The sequence below is a fragment of the Streptomyces viridosporus genome (assembly GCF_002078235.1).
Classification (GTDB): Bacteria; Actinomycetota; Actinomycetes; order Streptomycetales; family Streptomycetaceae; genus Streptomyces; species Streptomyces viridosporus.
Window position 1 is genome coordinate 1 of record NZ_MSGP01000358.1, and the last position, 6,231, is coordinate 6,231.

Here is a 6,231-nt window from a genome sequence, read left to right on the forward strand (position 1 = left end):
CGGCGCCGCCGGACGAGCCGTACGACCTCGTGTTCCTGGACCCGCCCTACGCCGTCTCGGACGACGATCTCCGCGAGATCCTTCTCACACTCCTTTCGCAGGGCTGGCTCGCGGAAGAGGCCCTCGTCACCGTGGAGCGCAGCACCAGAGGCGGGGAATTCAGGTGGCCGCCCGGTTTCGACGCGCTCCGGGCCCGCCGCTACGGCGAGGGAACGTTTTGGTACGGTCGCGCCGCCTCTACGTGCGAAGACGCACGATGACCGGACCGGAGAGCGAGGGATCACAAGTGCGCCGCGCCGTATGCCCCGGGTCGTTCGACCCGATCACCAACGGACATCTCGACATCATCGCCCGGGCCTCCCGGCTGTACGACGAGGTCTACGTCGCGGTGATGATCAACCAGTCCAAGAAGGGCCTGTTCGAGATCGAGGAGCGGATCGACCTGATCCGCCGGGTCACCTCCGAGTACGGGAACGTGCGCGTCGAGGCCTTCCACGGCCTCCTCGTCGACTTCTGCAAGGAGCGCGACATCCCCGCCATCGTCAAGGGCCTGCGCGCCGTCAGCGACTTCGACTACGAGCTGCAGATGGCCCAGATGAACAACGGCCTCTCGGGCGTGGAGACCCTCTTCGTCCCCACCAACCCCACCTACAGCTTCCTGTCCTCCTCACTGGTGAAGGAGGTCGCGGCCTGGGGCGGCGACGTCTCCCACCTGGTGCCGGAGGAGGTCCTGGCGGCCCTCACCGAGCGTCTGCGCAGGGACTGAGGACGCGCACCGCCGGCGCCCGGGGGCGGTGCGCCGTCCGGCGAACCGCCCGGCCGGTGTCCCGGGGACGCCCCGGGGTCGTACAGTCGTCCCGTCCGTCTCCAACACAGCTGTAGAGAGTGGCGAGCACACGGTGGACGTGCAGAAGAAGCTCGACGAGATCGTCGCCGCGGTCTCCAGTGCCCGGTCGATGCCCATGTCGGCCTCGTGCGTGGTCAACCGCGCCGACCTGCTCTCGAAGCTCGACGAGGTGCGCGCGGCGCTCCCCGGCTCCCTCGCCCAGGCCCAGGAACTCATCGGCGACCGGGAGCAGATGGTCGAGCAGGCCCGGCAGGAGGCCGAGCGGATCATCGAGAGCGCCCATGCCGAGCGCGGCTCCCTGATCGCCGGCACCGAGGTCGCCCGCCGCTCCCAGGCCGAGGCCGACCGCATCCTCGCCGAGGCCCGCAAGGAGGCCGAGGAGATCCGCGCGGAGGCCGACGACTACGTCGACTCCAAGCTCGCCAACTTCGAGGTCGTCCTCACCAAGACCCTCGGCTCGGTCGGCCGCGGCCGCGAGAAGCTGCTCGGCACCGGCCCCGGTCTGGACGAGCAGGGCTACGAGGACGAGGACGCCCCCGAGCGCAGCCACGACCCGGAGACCCTGCGCCGCACCGCCGACGAATACGTCGACTCCAAGCTCGGCGCCTTCGAGGCGGTCCTCGCCAAGACCCTGGAGGCGGTCGGCCGGGGCCGCCAGAAACTGCACGGCCGGATCGCCACCGACGACCTCGGCGCCCTCGCCGACGACCCCACGACCGTGCAGCACTCCAGCGACGCCGACTACCTCGCCGACCTCGCGGCGATCGCGGACACCCCGGCCCCGCCGTCCCAGCCGCCCGCGCAGGCCCCGCAGCAGGCCTCGCAGCAGCAGGACTACGCCTCGCAGCAGCCGGCCTACGATTACCCGCAGCAGGCCCAGCAGCCGGATCCGTACGGCGGCTACCCGGAGCAGTACGGTGGCGGGCAGGACGCCTACTCCCCCACCTCCGGCTACGCCCCGGCGGGAGGCACCCCCCTCCAGCAGGCCGACCCGTACGCCGCCTACCAGGGCTACGACGCCCCGCAGCAGCCGGCGTACGATCCCGGTCAGGCCCAGCAGGGCTACATCCCCCAGCAGGACCGGCCCGCCCTCGACGAGACCAGTCTCTTCGACACGAGCATGATCAGCGCCGAGCAGTTGCGGGCCTACGAACAGGGCCGCGGCAACGGCTGACCGGCCGTCGCCGGCCGCCGGGGACCCGGATTGGGCTGAGAGCGAAAGGTCCAGTATTCTGGCTCTTCGGTCGCGCGTGCGTTCACGCTGATGATGTGGACATCCGCGATCACCGCTGTCCGGACGTACGGGAAGCCCCGGGGGCAGCGTTCCTCCGAGCTCCGCAGACCGAAAGCAGGAATGGCCCTGAACGCCCGCCTCGACCACCGCAACCCCCTTGTGCTCGACACGCACGAGCTGGGTCGGCGGCCCGGTGCGCTGCAGCGCCTGACCCGCACGGTCGACGCTCCCAAGGACTTCGGTATCAAGGAGGTCGTCGGGGTGCCGGAGGGTGCTCCGGTGGAGCTCGAACTCCGGCTCGAGTCGGTCATGGAAGGTGTGCTCGTCACAGGCACCGCCCGTGCCACGGCCGAGGGGGAGTGCGTAAGGTGTCTGGAGCCGCTCGGGCTGGAGCTCGAAGCGGACTTCCAGGAGATGTTCTCGTACCCTGACGCCGACGACCGGGGCCGCGTGATCGCGGAACCGGGCGACGACGCCGAGGAGGACGAGGACAGGCTCTTTGTCGAGGACGGTCTGATCGACCTCGAGGCCGTGCTGCGTGACGCGGTGGTGCTCGCACTGCCGATGCAGCCGGTGTGCCGGGAAGACTGCCCGGGCCTGTGCTCCGAGTGCGGAGCGCGGCTCGCTGACGACCCGGATCACCACCATGACGCCGTCGACATCCGTTGGGCGGCTTTGCAGGGACTCGCCGACACCATGAAGGACGGCGAGAAGGACGAGATGAGCGGCGCCGAACCGGGCGTCGACGAGAAGCAGGAGAAGTAGCCGTGGCTGTTCCGAAGCGGAAGATGTCGCGCAGCAACACGCGCCACCGCCGGTCGCAGTGGAAGGCTGCGGTCCCCACCCTGGTTGCGTGCGAGCGCTGCCACGAGCCCAAGCAGCAGCACATCGCGTGCCCGTCGTGCGGCACTTACAACAAGCGCCAGGTCCTCGAGGTCTGAGCGGCTGGTGAGAGGCACTGTGTCCACTGCCAAGAAGGCGGAAGACGCCGAAACCAGCAGTCCCCGCCGCCGCGGGGGTGCTCCGGCGGACAACCAGGCCTCGTCCCACACGCTTCTGGAAGGGCGGCTCGGCTACCAGGTCGAGTCCGCCCTTCTGGTGCGTGCGCTGACCCACCGTTCCTACGCGTACGAGAACGGCGGCCTGCCGACGAACGAGCGGCTGGAGTTCCTCGGGGACTCCGTGCTCGGCCTCGTCGTCACGGACACGCTGTACCGCACCCACCCCGACCTGCCCGAGGGCCAGCTGGCCAAGCTGCGGGCCGCGGTGGTCAACTCGCGTGCGCTGGCGGAGGTGGGCCGCGGCCTCGACCTGGGCTCCTTCATCCGGCTCGGCCGCGGTGAAGAGGGCACGGGCGGCCGGGACAAGGCGTCCATCCTCGCCGACACCCTCGAAGCGGTGATCGGCGCGGTCTATCTCGACCAGGGACTGGACTCGGCGGCGGAGCTGGTGCACCGCCTGTTCGACCCGCTGATCGAGAAGTCCTCCAACCTCGGTGCCGGACTGGACTGGAAGACCAGTCTCCAGGAACTCACCGCGACCGAGGGGCTCGGTGTCCCCGAGTACCTGGTCACGGAGACCGGCCCCGACCACGAGAAGACCTTCACTGCTGCCGCCCGCGTCGGAGGCGTCTCGTACGGCACCGGCACCGGCCGCAGCAAGAAGGAGGCGGAGCAGCAGGCCGCCGAGTCCGCCTGGCGCTCCATCAAGGGCGCGGCGGACGAGCGCGCCGAGGCGGCGGCCGAGGCCGAGGAGGCCGTCCGGGCCGCCGAGGCACGGGCCACCGCCAAGAGCGTCGACACCCCGTCGGCCTCCGCCTGACCGACAGCACGTCCCGAGCGCCCGTCCCGACCCGGGACGGGCGCTCGGTGTTCGTACAACCGCCCCTGGAGGGGGAACCATGCCCGAGCTGCCCGAGGTCGAGGTCGTACGGCGCGGACTCGAACGGTGGGTCGCCCATCGCACCGTCGCCGAGGCCGAGGTGCTGCACCCGCGCGCGGTGCGCCGCCACCTCGCCGGTGCCGACGACTTCGCGCACCGCCTCAAGGGCCATCGCATCGGCACCGCCGACCGCCGCGGCAAGTACCTGTGGCTGCCGCTGGAGGACACGGACCAGTCGGTCCTGGCCCACCTCGGCATGAGCGGCCAGCTCCTCGTCCAGCCGCACGACGCACCGGACGAGAAGCACCTGCGCATCCGGGTCCGTTTCGCGGACGATCTGCGCACCGAACTCCGCTTCGTCGACCAGCGCACCTTCGGTGGCCTGTCGCTGCACGACACCACCCCCGACGGCCTGCCGGACGTCATCGCGCACATCGCCCGCGACCCGCTCGACCCGCTCTTCGACGACGAGGCCTTCCACCGGGCGCTGCGCCGCAAGCGGACCACCATCAAGCGGGCCCTGCTCGACCAGTCGCTGATCAGCGGCGTCGGCAACATCTACGCGGACGAGGCGCTGTGGCGCGCCCGCATCCACTACGAGAGCCCGACGGCCGGCTTCACCCGCCCGCGCACCCTGCTCCTGCTGGGACACGTCCGGGACGTCATGAACGCGGCCCTCGCGGTCGGCGGCACCAGCTTCGACAGCCTCTACGTCAACGTCAACGGCGAGTCGGGCTACTTCGACCGGTCCCTGGACGCCTACGGCCGCGAGGGCCTGCCCTGCCGCCGCTGCGGTACGCCGGTGCGCAGACGGCCGTGGATGAACCGCTCCAGCTACTTCTGCCCGAAGTGTCAGCGGGCGCCGCGCGTGTCGTCGTAGCGCTCACGCGCCTCGAGCACGGCGTCCATGCTGCCCTCCACAAAGCGGATGAGGGACAGCAGGCGCTGCGCGACCTCGCGGCCCAGCGGGGTGAGTTCGTAGTCCACGCGGGGCGGGTTGGTGAGCTGCGCCTCCCGGTGCACCAGGCCGTCGCGCTCCAGCGCGTGCAGTGTCTGGGACAGCATCTTCTCGCTCACGCCGTCGACCCGGCGGCGCAGTTCGTTGAACCGGAGCGAACCCTCGTGCAGCGCACCGAGCGTCAGCGCACCCCAGCGCCCGGTCACGTGCTCCAGGGTGCCGCGGGAGGGGCAGGCCTTGGCGAACACGTTGAAGGGGAGGCCCTGCTCCTCCGGGCGCCGCTGCGTGGTCGTCATGGTTCAAGACTACTTCAGAGCAGCACCGGCCAGCAGAAAGCACTAACTCTCAGTTAGTGCTTCTACCTGGCGGTTTTCCGGAAAGCGCGGACGGCGGACCCGGGACACCCCGCGCCCGCCGCCCCCGCGCGGACCGCGCACCGCGTAGTGCCGGGGGTGTCCGCGCCCTTCCTAGTAGCCGAAGTTCTGGGTCCACCACGGGCCGCCCGGTCCGAAGTGGACGCCCACGCCCAGTGTCCTGAAGTCGCAGTTCAGTATGTTCGCCCGGTGGCCGGGGCTGTCCATCCAGGCCTGCATGACGGCCTCGGCGTCGGCCTGGCCGCGGGCTATGTTCTCGCCACCGAGGTCGCTGACACCGGCCGCCTTGGCCCGGTCCCACGGTGTGTCGCCGTCGGGGTCCGTGTGGTCGAAGAAGTTCCGCTGGGCCATGTCCTTGCTGAACGCGGTGGCCAGACCCGCCAGGCCGCCGTTCGGGATGACGGGGCTGCAGCCGACCTTGGCCCGCTCCTCGTTGACCAGCTTGAGGACCTGGGCCCCGGCGGCGGCCTCCGCCGGCGTGGCCACCGGGTTGCCCGGCTTCTTCTCCGGCTCCGGCTCGGCCGTGCGGGACGGCGTCTTCTCCGGCTTCTCGCTCGGAGTCGCCGCGGGGGCCTCCTTCTCCGGGGCCTCCTTCTCCGGTGCCTTCGTCGGCGCGGCCGAGGCGGAGGCCGGTGCCGACGGCTCGGGGGAGACCGGGGGCCCGGAGTCGCGGTTCGCCGGGGCGCCGGCGTCACGGCTCGGGGGCTGGGCGCTGCCGGACGTGCCGCCCTGCTCGCTGGGCAGGTTGGTCGCCAGGTCCCCGGCCTGCACCTCCTCACCGGGGGCGCTGTCGCCGCCGAGCTTGTAGTTCTCGAGGCCGGGCACCGCACCCGTGGCCACCGCGACCGTGCCGAGGGCCACCGCGGCCGAGACGCCGAGCAGACCGCTGCGGACCGGCGCCGGAAGAAGAAGAACGCGGCGCCGGTCCGCAGCGGTC

Annotated in this window: 9 protein-coding genes; 7 read left to right on the plus strand and 2 right to left on the minus strand. The window is 71.3% G+C overall.

What is annotated here, in order from left to right:
• From B7L92_RS24820 to mutM, 7 genes are all read left to right on the plus strand, one after another.
• A partial coding sequence (locus B7L92_RS24820; protein WP_174704014.1) for an RsmD family RNA methyltransferase occupies positions 1-260 on the plus strand: 260 nt, incomplete at its 5' end.
• A gap of 26 nt (positions 261-286) precedes the next feature.
• A complete protein-coding gene (gene coaD / locus B7L92_RS24825) occupies positions 287-766 on the plus strand; it encodes a pantetheine-phosphate adenylyltransferase (protein ID WP_004983003.1) in 480 nt (159 codons plus the stop codon).
• Between the two features lie 133 nt (positions 767-899).
• Positions 900-2,021: a cell division initiation protein gene (locus B7L92_RS24830; protein WP_081239644.1), complete on the plus strand. Its 1,122-nt coding sequence runs from the start codon at positions 900-902 to the stop codon at positions 2,019-2,021.
• Positions 2,022-2,201: 180 nt separating this feature from the next.
• A complete protein-coding gene (locus tag B7L92_RS24835; RefSeq protein ID WP_081239645.1) occupies positions 2,202-2,846 on the plus strand; it encodes a YceD family protein in 645 nt (214 codons plus the stop codon).
• Positions 2,847-2,848: 2 nt separating this feature from the next.
• A complete protein-coding gene (gene rpmF / locus B7L92_RS24840; protein WP_003951102.1) occupies positions 2,849-3,022 on the plus strand; it encodes a 50S ribosomal protein L32 in 174 nt (57 codons plus the stop codon).
• Between the two features lie 7 nt (positions 3,023-3,029).
• Positions 3,030-3,902, plus strand: a complete 873-nt coding sequence (rnc, locus tag B7L92_RS24845; RefSeq protein WP_174704015.1) for a ribonuclease III — start codon at positions 3,030-3,032, stop codon at positions 3,900-3,902.
• Positions 3,903-3,981: 79 nt separating this feature from the next.
• Complete coding sequence (mutM, locus tag B7L92_RS24850; protein ID WP_081239647.1) at positions 3,982-4,842, plus strand: bifunctional DNA-formamidopyrimidine glycosylase/DNA-(apurinic or apyrimidinic site) lyase; 861 nt, start codon at positions 3,982-3,984, stop codon at positions 4,840-4,842.
• Here mutM and B7L92_RS24855 read toward each other — a convergent pair.
• Complete coding sequence (locus B7L92_RS24855) at positions 4,815-5,216, minus strand: winged helix-turn-helix transcriptional regulator (RefSeq protein ID WP_081239648.1); 402 nt, start codon at positions 5,214-5,216, stop codon at positions 4,815-4,817. The genes mutM and B7L92_RS24855 overlap by 28 nt on opposite strands.
• Positions 5,217-5,387: 171 nt before the next feature.
• Positions 5,388-6,231, minus strand: an 844-nt coding sequence (locus B7L92_RS24860; RefSeq protein ID WP_081239649.1) for a CAP domain-containing protein, incomplete at its 5' end; no start/stop codon positions are given.

Excerpts from the sequence above, each read along its gene's own strand:
- B7L92_RS24835 (WP_081239645.1), top strand. The coding sequence starts at position 2,202 with ATGGCCCTGAACGCCCGCCTCGACCACCGCAACCCCCTTGTGCTCGAC.
- mutM (WP_081239647.1), top strand. The coding sequence starts at position 3,982 with ATGCCCGAGCTGCCCGAGGTCGAGGTCGTACGGCGCGGACTCGAACGG.
- B7L92_RS24855 (WP_081239648.1), bottom strand. The coding sequence starts at position 5,216 with ATGACGACCACGCAGCGGCGCCCGGAGGAGCAGGGCCTCCCCTTCAAC.